The following is a 13480-nucleotide window of genomic DNA, read 5'->3' on the forward strand; positions in this document are numbered from 1 at the left end:
GTCAATTTGTTACAGTTTTTGTATCGCGCGCATTTATTTTTCTGAAACATAAATCAAGCTCAGCAGGCGCAACGAAAAACCCGCTCCTGTCAAGAGCGGGTTGCCGAACGGGATGAAGCTCAGAGGGCTTTTTCGAAGATTTTCGAGTTGCGCTGGTAGTTGTACAGCGAGGCTCGCGCTGAGGGCAGGCGCTCGACGCTGCTAGGTGCGAAACCGCGCTCGCGGAACCAGTGAGCGGTACGGGTGGTGAGGACAAACAGGGTTTTCAGGCCCTGGGCCCGGGCCCGGGTTTCGATCCTTTCCAACAGTTCGTCGCCACGACCGCCGTGGCGGTATTCCGGGTTCACCGCCAGGCAGGCCAGCTCCCCGGCGTCGGAGTCGGCGATCTGGTAGAGCGCGGCACAGGCAATGATCATCCCCTCGCGCTCGACCACGCTGAACTGCTCGATCTCACGCTCCAGCACCTCGCGGGAACGCCGCACCAGAATCCCCTGCTCTTCCAGCGGACTGATCAGATCCAGCAGCCCGCCGACGTCCTCGATGGCTGCCTCACGGACCAGTTCGAACTGCTCCTGGGCCACCAGCGTACCGCCACCGTCACGGGTGAACAGTTCGGTCAGCAGCGCGCCGTCTTCGGCGTAACTGACGATATGGCTGCGCCCTACTCCACCCCGGCACGCTTCTGCCGCGGCATCCAGCAGCTCTGCCTGATAGTTGCTGCCCAGGCGCTGCAAATGGGCCGGCACCTGTTGCGGACGCAGTTCGCGCACCAGGTTGCCGCTTTCATCCAGCAGACCACGCTCGGCGCCGAACAGCAGCAGCTTGTCGGCGGCCAGGTCGATGGCGGCCCGGGTGGCGACGTCTTCGCAGGCGAGGTTGAAGATTTCCCCGGTCGGCGAGTAGCCCAAGGGCGACAGCAGGACGATCGAGCGCTCGTCCAGCAGGCGGTTGATGCCCTTGCGGTCGACCCGGCGCACTTCGCCGGTGTGGTGATAGTCGACGCCTTCGAGCACGCCGATCGGCCGGGCGGTGACCAGGTTGCCGCTGGCGACCCGCAGCCGCGAACCCTGCATGGGCGAAGACGCCATGTCCATCGACAGCCGCGCTTCGATGGCGATGCGCAACTGGCCGACGGCGTCGATCACGCATTCCAGGGTCGCCGCATCGGTGATGCGCATGCCGTGGTGGTAATGCGGGGTCAGGCCACGCGCAGCCAGGCGGGTTTCGATCTGTGGACGCGAACCATGCACCAGCACCAGGCGCACGCCCATGCTGTGCAGCAGCACCAGGTCATGGACGATGTTGCCGAAGTTCGGATGTTCTACGCCGTCACCGGGCAGCATGACCACGAAGGTGCAGTCGCGGTGGGCATTGATGTAGGGAGAAGCGTGACGAAGCCAATTGACGTATTCGGGCATAACCTGAGCCTGTAAATAAGAAGCAGCCTATAAAAGGACGAAACGGGAAAACGCACAGCGGGCTGGTGGTTATCGTCGGAACAGGCTTGGCGACACGCTCGCTCTCCTTGAGGTACGGGCTTGGTCGTCGGTGATTTAGTAAAAATCAGGCCGGCGTCAGGCAGTAATGGTTAATCAGTTCACGTAGTAGATGCACAGTAGGCTGCAAGCGTGACATTTCGAGGTATTCCCCCGGCTGGTGAGCACAGGCGATGTCGCCCGGGCCCAGCACTACTGTCTCGCAGCCAAGGCGCTGAAGATAAGGCGCTTCGGTGCCGAACGCCACTGCTTCGGCGCGATGGCCGGTCAGGCGCTCGGCCACCCGCACCAGTTCGCAGTCTTCGGCCTGCTCGAAGGCCGGCGCTTCGGGGAACAGCGGCGCGTAGTCGATCTTCACCTGATGCCGCTCGGCCACGGGCACCAGCTTCTGCCGGATGGCCGCCCGCAGCGCCTGCGGGTCCATGCCCGGCAACGGCCGCAGGTCGAACTCCAGCGAACATTGGCCGCAGATCCGGTTCGGGTTGTCGCCACCGTGGATACACCCAAGGTTCAGGGTCGGCTGCGGCACGCTGAACTGCGGGTTGCGAAATTCACGCTGCCACGCCAGGCGCAGGCCGCGCAGTTCGCCGATGGCATCGTGCATGGCCTCCAGGGCGCTATGGCCCAGGCTCGGGTCGGAGGAATGGCCGCTGCGCCCGAGAATATCGATGCGCTCCATCATCACGCCTTTGTGCATGCGGATCGGCCGCAGCCCGGTCGGCTCACCGATCACCGCGGCGCGCCCCAATGGCCGGCCGGCTTCGGCCAGGGCCCGGGCGCCAGCCATGGAGCTTTCCTCGTCACAGGTGGCGAGGATCAGTAGAGGTTGCTTGAAGGGCTGATCCAGCAGCGGCCGGACCGCCTCGATGACCAGGGCGAAAAAACCTTTCATGTCGCAACTGCCCAGGCCGACCCAGCGCCCATCGACCTCGGTGAGCTTCAGCGGGTCGGTCTGCCACAGCGCGCCGTCGTAGGGCACGGTGTCGCTGTGCCCGGCCAGCACCAGGCCACCGGGGCCACTGCCGAAACTGGCGAGCAGGTTGAACTTGCCGGGGCTGACCTGCTGGATGTCGCAGGCGAAACCCAGGTCGCCGAGCCAGCTCGCCAGCAAGTCGATGACCGCACGATTGGACTGATCCAGCGACGGCTGGGTACAGCTGACCGAAGGTGTGGCAATCAGCGCAGCGAACTGCTCTTTCATGGACGGCAATGGCATGCGCTGGCTCCCGGGTTCCAAGATGAAGTCCATCATAGAGCCATCCTGCGACAGGAATAAACCGCCACGGCACCTCGACGCGGCGAGTCCTGTACACTGCACGACCTTGGCAGCCACACATTCCCCCGGCTGCGCTCCCGATCCTGGATTTTCCGGCCATGCAGAAAGAAACCGAAATCAAACTCCGCGTCAGCCGCGAAACCCTCGCCGCCCTGCGTGAGCACCCGCTCCTGAAAAAACGCAACAAAAGTGGCTGGGAACACCGTGAACTGATGAACCAGTACTTCGACACGCCCGAGCGCGACCTGGCCCGCGCCAAGGTCGCCCTGCGCCTGCGCCGCGACGGCGAAGAAGTGATCCAGACCCTCAAGACCCGCGGCCAGAGCGTCGCCGGCCTGTCGGAACGCAACGAGTACGACTGGCACCTGGCCAAAGCCAAGCTCGACCTGAAGAAACTCGACGGCGAATGCTGGCCCGAGCAACTGGCCGAGCTGGACAAGAAAACCCTCAAGCCGATCTTCACCACCGACTTCGTCCGCGAACGCGCGGAAATCGCCTGGGGCCGCGGCAAGGCCAAGGTAGTGATCGAAGCCGCCCTGGACCTGGGCCACGTGATCGCCGGCAAGCAGAAGGAAGAGATCTGCGAGCTGGAACTGGAACTGCGCGAAGGCGAACCGGCCGCCCTGCTGGAACTGGCCGCCGAGCTGGCCGCCACCCTGCCGCTGATGCCCTGCGACATCAGCAAGGCCGAACGCGGCTACCGCCTGTTCGATGCCAACAGCTACTCCCTGAGCCTGCCCGCTCCGGAGCTGAGCGCGGAAACGCCGCTGGACGACGCCTTCGCGGCGCTGACCTGGCACCTGCTGGGCAGCAGCCAGCGCCTGGCCGAGCAGTATCGCTTCAACGGTCACTGGCGTTTGCTGCAGGACTGGGTCGAGAACCTGGCGGAACTGCGCGCCCTGGTCAGCAGCCTGGGCCAGGCCGCACCGCGCCAGGCGACCGCTGAGTTGCGCGCTTCGCTGGACGGTCTGCTGGAAGACTGGCGCCCGCTGGTGCAAGCCGGCCTGGACGACGAAGACGTGCGCAAGGCCGCGCCTGAGCAGTTCATCGAAGAGCTGCAGGACGTGCGCTGGGGCCTGTTCTCGCTGAACACCTCGCGCTGGTTGCTGGACCGCAGCTGGACCGCCGAGCGCAATACCCGTGGCAACCGCCAGGGTGCGGCGCAACTGGGCAGCTGGTTGCCGCGCCTGTTGGCCGACGAAGCCAGCTCCCTGCAACTGCCGCGCTACCAGCAACAGCCGGAAGACCTGGCCGAACAGCTGCCGCGCATCGAACGCATCCAGTCCTGGCTGCATCACGCGCGCAACGTGCTGGAAATCCCGGAGCTGGACCGTCTGTACGGCGAGTTGAACAAGCTGGCGCAACTGGCCAACGAGCCGATCACCGACGAAGCCTTGGATGCCCGCAAGCAACAGGCGATCACGGTGTTCCAGAACCGCGCGTGGAAGACCTTGCTGCGCATGTAAGGGTTCCATGAACAGGCTCGCTCCTGCCTTGCGGGAGCGAGCAGGCTCGCGACAGCGCCAGCCGCTTCCCCCCTCCTCAGCGCAGCACCGGCAAGCTGGTGGTCGACTTGATCTCCGACAGCGCCACGATCGAATTCACTTCCTGAATCCCCGGCACCATCGACAGTTTCTCGAAGAAGAAACGCTCATACGCCTCGATGTCCGCCGTGACGATGCGCAACAGGAAATCCACCGCGCCCATCAGCACATAACACTCCAGCACCTCCGGAAAACCGCGGATCGCCTCGGTGAATTCGGTGAAGTTGGAACGGCCGTGGGCGTTGAGTTTGACCTCGGCGAAGATCTGCGTGTTGAGGCCGATCTTCTTGCGGTCGAGCAAGGTCACCTGGCCACGGATGACCCCCTCCTCCTTGAGCCGCTGGATCCGCCGCCAGCAAGGTGACTGGGACAGCCCCACCTGCTCGGCGATCTGCGCGCTGGACAGCGAAGCGTCCTCTTGCAGCAGCGCCAGGATACGGCGGTCGTAGGCGTCCAGTTCGCTATGCATAGATATTCCCCTAAACACTATAAATACAAATCATACGATTCGACAGTTTTGAAAATACCTTCATCTTAGATAAGAAATACCCGCAACCGAATGTAAAAATTTCTCCATTGATCCGGAGAATCCCATGCCCCCTCTCGAAGCTGTCAGTTCCCGCGCCGATGTGTGGAATGTCGCCAACACCCATTGCCGGGTGCATTACCAACTGGTCACTGACGCCGAGGCCGATGTGCTGTGCCGGGTGCTCAATCATTTCGCCCTGCAGTCCCTGCTGCCGCAGCAGGTCCAGGTGCAACAGCAGGACGGTTCGCTGCTGATGGAAGTGCTGCTCGACGGCCTGAGCTGGCATCGCGCCCAGGTCATCGCGGAAAAACTGCGCAACCTGGTCAGCGTGTGTTCGGTACAGCTGCAACTGGCCGAGCGCGAGCCGCTGCAGGCCGCCGGCTGAAGGCGCCGGGCAAAACCCTGCAACGCTTGAGCGACTGGCAGTCGCCATCCCGGGACTATTCTTGGAATTCCGTGGTCAGAGGCGCATCTAACCCGCCTGCTGCCGGATTGTTCACAAGGAGCCCGCATGTCCGTTCCTCTCGTTACCCAGGACCGCTGGCTGGATCTCAATGATCTGCTGCGCGACCTGGTCGCCCAGGGCTTCATCAGCCAGGACTCGGCCGAACACGCCCTGACCACCCGCCGCAACGCCGCCAACAGTCAGCTGCACCCGCTGGAGTTTCTCGCCAGCCAGCACCTGGACGACCTCCGCCGGCCCGGCAAACGCCTGGACCTGGAAAGCCTGACCCTGTGGCTGGCACAGCAGGCCGGCCAGCCGTACCTGCGCATCGACCCGCTGAAAATCGACGTCGCCGCCGTGACCCCGCTGATGTCCTACGCCTTCGCCCAACGGCACAAGATCCTCGCGGTGTCGATCGACGCCGAAGCCGTCACGGTGGCCAGCGCCCAGCCTTACGTCAGCGCCTGGGAAGCCGACCTGACCCACGTGCTGAAACTGCCGATCAAGCGGGTGGTGGCCAACCCGGTGGAAATCCAGCGCCTGACTGTGGAGTTCTTCCGCCTGGCCAAGTCGGTCACCGGCGCCAGCGCCGACCAGAAAAGCCACGCGCCGGGCAACTTCGAACAGTTGCTCAATCTCGGCGCCAGCGACCAGGAGCCCGACGCCAACGACGCGCACATCGTCAACATCGTCGACTGGCTGTTCCAGTACGCCTTCCAGCAGCGGGCCAGCGATATCCACATCGAGCCGCGCCGCGAGCAAGGCACCGTGCGCTTTCGTATCGACGGCGTGCTGCACAACGTCTATCAGTTCCCGCCCCAGGTCACCATGGCCGTGGTCAGCCGCCTGAAAAGCCTGGGCCGGATGAACGTCGCGGAAAAACGCAAACCCCAGGACGGCCGGGTCAAGACCAAGACCCCGGAAGGCGGCGAAGTGGAGTTGCGCCTGTCGACCCTGCCCACCGCCTTCGGCGAGAAAATGGTCATGCGCATCTTCGACCCCGAAGTGCTGCTCAAGGACTTCGACCAGTTGGGTTTCTCCAGCGACGACCTGCGGCGCTGGCAGGAAATGACCCGCCAGCCCAACGGCATCATCCTGGTCACCGGCCCCACCGGTTCGGGCAAGACCACCACCCTGTACACCACCCTGAAGAAACTGGCGACGCCGGAGGTCAACCTCTGCACCATCGAGGACCCGATCGAGATGGTCGAGCCGGCGTTCAACCAGATGCAGGTCCAGCACAACATCGAGCTAACCTTCGCCAGCGGCGTGCGCGCGCTGATGCGCCAGGACCCGGACATCATCATGATCGGCGAGATCCGCGACCTGGAAACCGCGGAAATGGCAATCCAGGCTGCCCTCACCGGCCACTTGGTGCTGTCGACCCTGCACACCAACGATGCGCCCGGCGCCATCAGTCGCCTGCTGGAACTGGGCGTCGCGCCCTACCTGATCAAGGCCACGCTGCTGGGAGTCATGGCCCAGCGACTGGTGCGCACCCTGTGCCCGCACTGCAAGACCCCGCTGACCCTGGACGAAGACGACTGGCAAAACCTGACCCGGCCCTGGCAGGCGCCGCTGCCCAGCCACGCCCACGGCGCCACCGGCTGCCTGGAATGTCGCGATACCGGTTACCGGGGCCGCGCCGGGGTGTATGAAATCATGCAGTTGAGCGACAACCTCAAAGCCCTGATCAGCGCCGACGCCGACCTGCTCGCCATACGCCGCCAGGCTTTTCAGGAAGGCATGCGCAGCCTGCGCCTGTCCGGAGCGCAGAAAGTCGCCGCCGGGCTGACCACCCTCGAGGAGATATTGCGGGTAACGCCACAAAGCGAGCAGCGATAAAGCATTGTCCCCAGCAGCCGATTACTCTTAGGTGCAGGCCAATGTGAGCGAGGTGCGGGTATGAATATTCGTCAGAAAATGATCGCCACCGGAGCGGTCAGCATATTGGCCATCGTCCTCGTCGCCGGCATCGGCTGGTGGGGCCAAGCGCAGCTGGCGCAAGCGCTGACGGATAACCAGATCAATGCCAGTGCCCTGCGCAATCACCTTGAAGCCGACATGATGCACGACGCCTTGCGTGCCGATGTGCTGGCCGCCTTCGCCGGCCAGCCCGGCGATACCAGTGAGAGCGAGCAGATCAGAAACGACCTGCGCGAACACGGCGAGTGGTTCCGCAAGGTCCTCGCGGAAAACGCCAGGCTGCCCCTGGCGCCGGACATTCGCCAGGCCATCGGCGAGCTGCAGCCGGTGCTGGAAAACTACATTGGCGCGGCGGAAAAAATCACCGAACAGGCACTTCGCGACCCTGTCGCCGCCCGTGCGGACATGCCGGCGTTCGCCAAGAGTTTCAGCGAGGTGGAAAGCCGCAACGAGGCCCTGAGCAGCAAGATCGAAACCAGCACCGCACAAACCCGCGAAGACAGCGAAAAAGCTGTGCATCAGGCCCTCTGGTGGCTGATCGGTGGCAGCCTGCTGGTCGTACTGACGCTCTGCCTACTGACTCGCCGCTTGTTGCACTCGGTACTGCGGCCCCTGGAAAAATCGGCCGCCACGGCCCGGGCCATTGCCCAGGGCAACCTCAGCCTACCGATCAGCATCGACAGCGACGACGAGGCCGGGCAGCTGCAAAAAGCCTTGGGCGACATGCAGACCAACCTGCGGGACATGATCACCACCATTCGCCGCGAAAGCGAAGGCCTACAAGGCACCTCCCACAACCTGAGCCAGACCTCCCAGGACATTGCCGACGGGGCCAGCGAACAGGCCCTGGGCGCGAACAGCATGGCCGCGGCCATGGAACAGATGATCAGCAATATCGCCCAGGTGGCCGAACATGCACGTAATGCGCAGGACATTTCGGCGCAGTCGGAATCCCTCGCCGGCAGCGGCGGCCAGGTCATCCTCGGGGTGGTCGATGGCATGTCCCACATTGCCGAGGCGGTCAATCAGTCCTCGCAAAGCATCACCGCGCTTGGCCAATCCTCGGAGGAAATCCACTCGATCATCCAGGTGATCAACAGCATCGCCGAACAGACCAATCTGCTGGCGCTGAACGCAGCCATCGAGGCGGCCCGCGCCGGTGAGGCCGGCCGGGGATTCGCCGTGGTAGCCGATGAAGTGCGTAGCCTGGCCGCGCGCACGGCGCAATCGACCCGGGAGATCACCGGCATGATCGAGCGCATCCGCGAAACCACCAGCCAGGCGGTGCGCAGCATGCAGACCGGGGTCAGCCGGGTGAACGACGGGGTGAACATGGCTCAGCAGGCTGGCACCTCGATCAACGAAATCCGCGAAGGCGCGCAACGTTCGGCGCTGATGGTCGAGGAGATTTCCCACACCATCGGCGAGCAGTCCAAGGCCAGCAGCGAAGTGGCGCAACAGGTGGAGATGATCAATCAGGTCGCGCAGCGCAACAGCCAGGCCATGCATGAACTGGCGACGACGGTCGAACACATGGAACGCTCTGTCGCCACCTTGCAGACCTCGGTGACCCGTTTTCAGTTGTAAGGCTGGGATGACCCACCTCGACGGTTACACCACACAGCTACCAGCGATGAGCAGCCCCGCTACCAGTCGAGGACACCCAACCCGGTATTGGGCTTGATCCACAGCACCGCGCCGCCCTCCCTGCGTTGCTGTATCGAGCGCCCAGCGTCGAGCGTTTCCCCCGTACGCAGGTTCTGCGCGGAGTATGACTTGCTCGGGCTGAACATCAGGGTACCCGGCGCGTCCTGGCGAACCCTCATGCCGCGGGGGTAGTGCCAATCGCCCAGGGTCAGGTCTTGCGCCAGTTGCCCGTTCCAACGTCCGGGTTGCCGCTGCTCATCGAGATCCAGGCTCAGGTCCGACAGCGCTATCCCCTGGATAACCACCGCAGGTGAAGCCAGGCCGATGGTGTCGATGCTGAACCTGCCGTCGTACTGACTGACCTCGCTGGAGCTCGGCCACTTCACCCCCGCCACATCGGCCCCGGTCACCAGCCTGCAGGAAGAGAAGCGCCAGCGACTGGGTTGCAAGCGGTCCTCGTCGGCAATGTCCAGCGTTACCCAGGTGCCGCCGGCGCAGGGCCAGCCCGCGACGATCTGGTCACGGCTCAGCAGCATCTTTGAGAGAGGGCCGCTGCCGTACATCTGCAACTCTGTAACCTCCACACCATTGATTGTGTGTGGTGCAGCGAATTCGGCGTAAAAGAGGCTGTGCAGTCCATGGGGTTGCGGCTGGCCTTGGGAATCCAGAGGTTCAAGCGTCCTCAGATACAGCTTGCTGCCTGCCGGCAATGGCAGGCCATCAAGCTGTACGTCCTGCTCAAGTTGCGGGTGGAGCGCCTTGTTATGCTGATTGTCGCTATGGATTTTCCACAGGGTGCAAACCACAAAGATTGCACAGACCACTGCAAGCGCACCGAAGTGCAGGGGCTGACGGCGCATCCGGCGTCGGCAGGCCGGAATGAGCAAGCCAATCAGCAACAAGGGAAGTCCGATAAAGGACAGCAACACCAGGCTCAGCAGGGTTGCGTAGATCATCGCGCCAAAAATCAAGGCCAGCATCCGTGCAGTCGAGAAAGTCGCCCATGGTGGCAAATGCCGCCCCTGCGTTCCAGCACATTGACTCGATACCGAGGTGCAGCGGTCGCTCCCGAAGAGCTCGTTCGGCCCCTGTCCACGCTGGTGAAAGCTTGTTGCAGCAGCAGGGAACTCAATCGGGCCAACACCTATCAAAGGGCTCAGTTTCCCCCCTAGTTGGAGTCACCCACCATGCGTTTCAAAACAGCTGTCGCCACCCTGGCCCTGCTTTCCCTGCCTGTAGGTTCGGCAATGGCCGACAGCTTCTGGCGTAACGTCCTGTCCACCGGCGCCACCACCGGTTCCACCTACCTGACTTCCAAGGATCACAAGCTGATCGGCGCCGCCCAGGACGACGCCAGCAGCTTCGTCGCCAGCGAAGGCAGCATCCGCGGTCCGTACCTGGAAGCCGCGATGCAGAAAGTCCGTGCCGACAACCCGGGCCTGCAGGCCACTGACATGGAGCTGGCCAACGCCATCCTGGCGAAAAACGCCGTCGCCCAGCAGTGACGCCAGCCTGTAGCCAGGCTGACGCAACGAAAAATGCCGCTCACAAGAGCGGCATTTTTTTGCCCGCCGTTCGAGCTCAGCGGTAGGCATCCACCGGTACGCAGGCGCAGAACAGGTTGCGGTCGCCGTAGACATTGTCGACCCGGTTCACCGTCGGCCAGTACTTGTGCGCCCTGGCGTGGGGGCTGGGGATCACCGCCTGCTCGATGCTGTAGGGCCGCTCCCAGACTCCGGCGATGTCCGCCAGGGTATGGGGCGAACGCTTGAGCGGGTTGTCTTCGGCCGGCCAGTTGCCCTCCTGGACCTGGGCGATCTCGGCGCGAATGCTCAGCATGGCCTCGATAAAGCGATCCAGCTCGGCCTTGGACTCGCTTTCGGTGGGCTCCACCATCAGCGTGCCCGGCACTGGGAACGACATGGTCGGCGCGTGAAAACCGTAGTCCATCAGGCGCTTGGCCACGTCCTCTTCGCTGATGCCGGTCTGCGCCTTGAGCGGCCGCAGGTCGAGAATGCACTCGTGGGCGACCCGGCCATTGCGCCCGCTGTAGAGCACCGGGAAGGCCCCGCTCAGGTGTTCGGCCAGGTAGTTCGCGGCGAGGATCGCCACCTCGCTGGCATCCGCCAGCTGCGGCCCCATCAGGGCGATGTACATCCAGCTGATCGGCAGGATGCTCGCGCTGCCCCAGGGCGCCGCACTGACCGCGCCGTTCTGCGGCAACGGCCCGTCGATGGCCACCACCGGGTGGTTGGCCACGAACGGCGCCAGGTGCTCCCGCACGCCGATCGGCCCCATGCCCGGGCCACCGCCGCCGTGGGGAATGCAGAAAGTCTTGTGCAGGTTCATGTGGGAAACGTCGGCGCCAATATCGGCCGGCCGTGTCAGCCCGACCTGGGCGTTGAGGTTGGCGCCGTCCATGTACACCTGGCCACCGTGGCTGTGGATCACCTCGCAGATCTCGCTGATGCCCTCCTCGTACACCCCGTGGGTCGAAGGATAGGTCGCCATCAGGCACGCCAGCTGTTCGCCCGCGGCCTGGGCCTTGTCTTTCAGGTCTTGCAGATCGACGTTGCCAGCGTCGTCGCAATCGACGATCACCACCTGCATGCCGGCCATCTGCGCCGAGGCCGGGTTGGTGCCGTGGGCCGAGGCGGGAATCAGGCAGATATTGCGCTCTCCCTGCTGGCGGCTCTCGTGGTATTTGCGGATCGCCAGCAACCCCGCGTACTCGCCCTGGGCCCCGGAGTTGGGCTGCATGCAGATCGCATCGAAGCCGGTAATGGCGCATAACCAGCGTTCAAGCTCCTCGATCATCAGCGAATAGCCGAGTGCCTGCTCCAGCGGGACAAAGGGATGCAGGTTGGCGAAGCCGGGCCAGGTGATGGGGATCATCTCGCTGCTGGCATTGAGCTTCATGGTGCAGGAACCCAGCGGGATCATCGACTGGTTCAGCGCCAGGTCCTTGTTCTCCAGCTGCTTGAGATAGCGCAGCATCTCGGTTTCGCTGTGATGGCTGTTGAACACCGGATGGCTCAGGTAAGGCGTGCTGCGCAGCAGGTCCTGGGGAATGCCCGGGACCAGGGCTTCAGCGTCCAGTTGCGCGACGTCCAGACCGTGGTCGGCGCCGAGGAACACATCGAACAGCCGGGCGACAGTACTCTCGTCGCAGGTTTCATCCAGGCTCAGGCCCAGCTGCCCGCGCCCGAGGATCCGCAGATTGATCTGCGCGGCCTTGGCGCTCTCGATGATGGCCGTCTGGCTACCACCGACCTCCAGCGTCAGGGTGTCGAAGAACTGCCGGTTCAGCCGCTCGATGCCCTTGCGCTCCAGGCCGGCGGCGAGGATGCAGGTCAGGCGATGGACGCGCTGGGCAATACGCCGGAGGCCTTCCGGGCCGTGATAGACCGCATAGAAACTGGCGATATTGGCCAGCAGCACCTGGGCGGTGCAGATGTTCGAGTTGGCCTTCTCGCGGCGGATATGCTGCTCGCGGGTCTGCAGGGCCATGCGCAGCGCCACGTTGCCCCGGGCATCCTTGGACACGCCGATGATCCGCCCCGGGATCGCCCGCTTGTACTCCTCGCGGCTGGCGAAGAACGCCGCATGGGGCCCGCCATAGCCCATGGGCACGCCAAAGCGCTGGGACGAACCGAACACCACGTCGGCCCCCAGCTCGCCCGGCGGCGTCAGCAGCAACAGGCTCAACAGGTCGGCGGCCACGCAGGCCAGCGCCTGCTGCGCGTGCAGGTGATCGATCAGCGGCCGCAAGTCGCGAATCTCGCCGTGGGTGTCCGGGTATTGCAACAAGGCACCGAAGACTTGGTGCCGCTTGAGGTTGTCCAGGGTGTCGACCACCAGTTCGAAGCCGAACCCTTCGGCGCGGGTCTGCACCACCGAAAGGGTCTGCGGATGGCAGTTCTGGTCGACGAAGAACAGATTGCTTTTCGACTTGGCCACGCGCTTGGCCAGGGCCATGGCTTCGGCGGCCGCGGTCGCTTCGTCCAGCAGCGAGGCGTTGGCCAGTTCCAGGCTGGTGAGGTCGATGGTCAGTTGCTGGAAGTTGAGCAGGGCTTCGAGCCGGCCCTGGGCGATTTCCGGTTGGTAGGGCGTGTAGGCGGTGTACCAGCCAGGGTTTTCCAGCACGTTGCGCAGGATCACCGTGGGGGTCAGGGTGCCGTGGTAACCCATGCCGATCAGGCTGGTCCAGACCTGGTTCTGCTCGGCATAACCGCGCAGCTTGGCCAGGGCGGCCTGCTCGTCCAGCGCCGGCGGCAGGTCCAGCGGACGGTTGAAACGGATCCCCGGCGGCACGGTCTGCTCGATCAGCTCGACCCGGCTGCCCAGGCCCAGGCTGTCGAGCATCGCTTGCTGCTCGGCGGCGTCGGGCCCGAGGTGACGCCGCAGAAAGGCATTGGGATCGCGTAACTGGCTCAAGGACGGCAACTGGGACATGGCGGGCTCTCTCTCAGGCGGCGCTCGGCGTCGATGGAACAGGGTCAAAGCAGCATAGCAGCCGATCCCGGACGCCGACGGTGTGGCACCCCGGGCGAACCGGTAGCATGATGCTCGACTCCGGCGCGGCCCGCCGCCCTGCCTCGACCACTGCTTATCGGG

Annotated in this window: 10 protein-coding genes and 1 pseudogene; 6 read left to right on the forward strand and 5 right to left on the reverse strand. The window is 64.1% G+C overall.

All coding sequences use genetic code 11. The features are described 5' to 3' along the window. Positions 1–119: 119 nt before the first annotated feature. Together argA and argE are read right to left on the reverse strand one after the other, a co-directional pair. Complete coding sequence (gene argA, locus C4K38_RS30555) at positions 120–1418, reverse strand: amino-acid N-acetyltransferase (RefSeq protein ID WP_053281341.1); 1299 nt, start codon at positions 1416–1418, stop codon at positions 120–122. Positions 1419–1563: 145 nt separating this feature from the next. Further along, a complete protein-coding gene (gene argE / locus C4K38_RS30560) occupies positions 1564–2712 on the reverse strand; it encodes an acetylornithine deacetylase (protein ID WP_053281443.1) in 1149 nt (382 codons plus the stop codon). 158 nt (positions 2713–2870) lie between these two features. On the opposite strand from argE, the gene C4K38_RS30565 reads away from it, so the two are divergent. Then, the gene (locus tag C4K38_RS30565; protein WP_053281342.1) at positions 2871–4238 is read left to right on the forward strand and encodes a CYTH domain-containing protein; all 1368 of its coding nucleotides are present in this window, start codon (positions 2871–2873) and stop codon (positions 4236–4238) included. 76 nt (positions 4239–4314) lie between these two features. Here C4K38_RS30565 and C4K38_RS30570 read toward each other — a convergent pair whose 3' ends face one another. Continuing rightward, on the reverse strand, positions 4315–4785 hold the full coding sequence (locus C4K38_RS30570; protein ID WP_007928270.1) for an Lrp/AsnC family transcriptional regulator: 471 nt from the start codon (positions 4783–4785) through the stop codon (positions 4315–4317). A 124-nt stretch (positions 4786–4909) separates the two neighbouring features. On the opposite strand from C4K38_RS30570, the gene C4K38_RS30575 reads away from it, so the two are divergent. From C4K38_RS30575 to C4K38_RS33055, 4 genes and pseudogenes are all read left to right on the forward strand, one after another. Next, positions 4910–5230, forward strand: a complete 321-nt coding sequence (locus tag C4K38_RS30575; RefSeq protein WP_009051391.1) for an ACT-like domain-containing protein — start codon at positions 4910–4912, stop codon at positions 5228–5230. Between the two features lie 126 nt (positions 5231–5356). Further along, complete coding sequence (tfpB, locus tag C4K38_RS30580; protein ID WP_053281343.1) at positions 5357–7135, forward strand: type IV pilus assembly ATPase TfpB; 1779 nt, start codon at positions 5357–5359, stop codon at positions 7133–7135. Between the two features lie 486 nt (positions 7136–7621). After that, positions 7622–7900: pseudogene (locus C4K38_RS33050) on the forward strand (HAMP domain-containing protein); the annotation flags it as partial. A gap of 198 nt (positions 7901–8098) precedes the next feature. Next, on the forward strand, positions 8099–8803 hold the full coding sequence (locus tag C4K38_RS33055) for a methyl-accepting chemotaxis protein (RefSeq protein ID WP_428842116.1): 705 nt from the start codon (positions 8099–8101) through the stop codon (positions 8801–8803). Positions 8804–8862: 59 nt separating this feature from the next. Here C4K38_RS33055 and C4K38_RS30590 read toward each other — a convergent pair whose 3' ends face one another. Beyond that, positions 8863–9843 (reverse strand): hypothetical protein, encoded by a 981-nt coding sequence (locus C4K38_RS30590; RefSeq protein WP_053281345.1) that lies wholly within the window; start codon positions 9841–9843, stop codon positions 8863–8865. Between the two features lie 207 nt (positions 9844–10050). On the opposite strand from C4K38_RS30590, the gene C4K38_RS30595 reads away from it, so the two are divergent. Further along, complete coding sequence (locus C4K38_RS30595; RefSeq protein WP_053281346.1) at positions 10051–10368, forward strand: DUF2388 domain-containing protein; 318 nt, start codon at positions 10051–10053, stop codon at positions 10366–10368. Between the two features lie 76 nt (positions 10369–10444). On the opposite strand, the gene gcvP is transcribed toward C4K38_RS30595, so the two are convergent. After that, positions 10445–13318, reverse strand: coding sequence for an aminomethyl-transferring glycine dehydrogenase (gene gcvP / locus C4K38_RS30600; RefSeq protein WP_053281347.1), 2874 nt, complete (start codon positions 13316–13318; stop codon positions 10445–10447). Positions 13319–13480: the final 162 nt, after the last annotated feature.

Origin of the sequence: Pseudomonas chlororaphis subsp. piscium (assembly GCF_003850345.1) — a bacterium.
Lineage (GTDB): Bacteria > Pseudomonadota > Gammaproteobacteria > Pseudomonadales > Pseudomonadaceae > Aquipseudomonas > Aquipseudomonas piscium.

Excerpts from the sequence above, each read along its gene's own strand:
- C4K38_RS30565 (WP_053281342.1), top strand. The coding sequence starts at position 2,871 with ATGCAGAAAGAAACCGAAATCAAACTCCGCGTCAGCCGCGAAACCCTC.
- gcvP (WP_053281347.1), bottom strand. The coding sequence starts at position 13,318 with ATGTCCCAGTTGCCGTCCTTGAGCCAGTTACGCGATCCCAATGCCTTT.
- C4K38_RS30595 (WP_053281346.1), top strand. The coding sequence starts at position 10,051 with ATGCGTTTCAAAACAGCTGTCGCCACCCTGGCCCTGCTTTCCCTGCCT.
- C4K38_RS33055 (WP_428842116.1), top strand. The coding sequence starts at position 8,099 with ATGATCAGCAATATCGCCCAGGTGGCCGAACATGCACGTAATGCGCAG.
- argE (WP_053281443.1), bottom strand. The coding sequence starts at position 2,712 with ATGCCATTGCCGTCCATGAAAGAGCAGTTCGCTGCGCTGATTGCCACA.
- C4K38_RS30590 (WP_053281345.1), bottom strand. The coding sequence starts at position 9,843 with ATGCTGGCCTTGATTTTTGGCGCGATGATCTACGCAACCCTGCTGAGC.
- C4K38_RS30570 (WP_007928270.1), bottom strand. The coding sequence starts at position 4,785 with ATGCATAGCGAACTGGACGCCTACGACCGCCGTATCCTGGCGCTGCTG.
- tfpB (WP_053281343.1), top strand. The coding sequence starts at position 5,357 with ATGTCCGTTCCTCTCGTTACCCAGGACCGCTGGCTGGATCTCAATGAT.
- C4K38_RS30575 (WP_009051391.1), top strand. The coding sequence starts at position 4,910 with ATGCCCCCTCTCGAAGCTGTCAGTTCCCGCGCCGATGTGTGGAATGTC.
- argA (WP_053281341.1), bottom strand. The coding sequence starts at position 1,418 with ATGCCCGAATACGTCAATTGGCTTCGTCACGCTTCTCCCTACATCAAT.